Origin of the sequence: Psychrobacter sp. FME13, assembly GCF_014861395.1 — a bacterium.
Taxonomy (GTDB): Bacteria; Pseudomonadota; Gammaproteobacteria; order Pseudomonadales; family Moraxellaceae; genus Psychrobacter.
On record NZ_RRYV01000296.1, the window covers coordinates 1 to 1410 of the forward strand.

Annotated in this window: 2 protein-coding genes; both read left to right on the forward strand. The window is 34.7% G+C overall.

The features are described from left to right. A partial coding sequence (locus tag EI164_RS16145; protein ID WP_192520992.1) for a hypothetical protein occupies positions 1 to 361 on the forward strand: 361 nt, incomplete at its 5' end. A gap of 370 nt (positions 362 to 731) precedes the next feature. Then, positions 732 to 1410 (forward strand): replication initiation protein RepM (gene repM / locus EI164_RS16150; protein WP_192520993.1); only part of this gene is annotated, 679 nt, incomplete at its 3' end.

Here is a 1410-nt window from a genome sequence, read left to right on the forward strand (position 1 = left end):
TTGGGAGACAACAGAGGATTCCCCTGATAAATTTGATACTAGGCAACTTAATCTAATTGATAACTTTGCTCAGAAAATTGGTGCAGATAGCAAAATAACTGATTTCATTAACGATAGCAGACGAGTAGCTGAAATTTTTACTGCTGATTTGATCGAGCGAAACATAGAAATTTTTAAATTATTGCGTAATCCAGCAAAAGAGCGCGAGGAACACAATAAATCCCTTCCTAGAAAGCCCGTATCTGCCCCTCAGAGCGACTTAAACGAATTTACTAGGGGTTATGTAGATAATGAGCCTAAATCGTTAAATAGAGCAAATGAAAGCGTTTTAGTGTCATCTAAACGATATAGACGACCATAATCAGTTTTTTCCTTGTTTCCAGTGCGTCATACGATAGGTTAGTAGATTAGATGATCTTGAACGTAAAAATGAATTATTTTCTAGGTTTTTTTATTTTTTGTCTTTCTTAGTTATCAACAACCAAAAAGGTTTTTAATGTTTTTAATGTTTTTAAAAGCTTTTAAGCTTGATGTAAGCCACGTATCATAAAGCTTTCCGAGCCCATTCATATACATTTACCTGTCAGTTCATATACATTTACCTGTCAGTTCATATACATTTACCTGTCAATTCATATACATTTACCTGTCAATTATATACATAATAAATTATTGTATATTTATATACATAGTGTAATATATGTATATAAATACGGTTTAAGGTGGAATATATGGCAACTGACACAGTAGTTAAGTCAAATCGTTTGAATATGGCTATACAAAATCTATCACTGATTGAAATTCGGATTATTCAGCTAGCAATTATTGATGCACGAGAAACAGGCGAAGGACTAAGTACAGACAAGCCCTTAATCATAGCAGCATCACGCTATGCGGACGTGTTTGGTGTATCACGGCAGACGGCGCGGCAAGCCATATTAGACGCAGAGAAAACGCTTTTCGAACGTCGTTTTACTTTTATAGATGATATAGACGGCAAACCTGTAAAGTCTCGGTGGCTACAGCGTGTTAAATACTTAGATAATGAGGCGGCTATAGAGGTTTGTTTTACTTACGACGTTGTAACCGAAATATCTAGAATTCATGGTCTTGAGAAGTACTTTACACAATATCTATTGCGGCAAACATCACAATTAAAAAGCATTTATTCAGTACGACTCTACGAGTTGTTAGTGCAATGGAAAACCGCTAAAAAAACTTCATTATTTGAACTTAAAACATTCAGAGAACAGCTAGGTTTAGGTGTCAACGATTATAAAACTATGGGCAACTTTAAAGCTCGTGTTCTTGATAATGCGGTTAATGAAATTAATGAAAAATCAGACCTAAAAATCAGCTATGAACAGGTTAAAAAGGGCGTGGCTATAGCAGGCTTTAAATTTAAAGTAT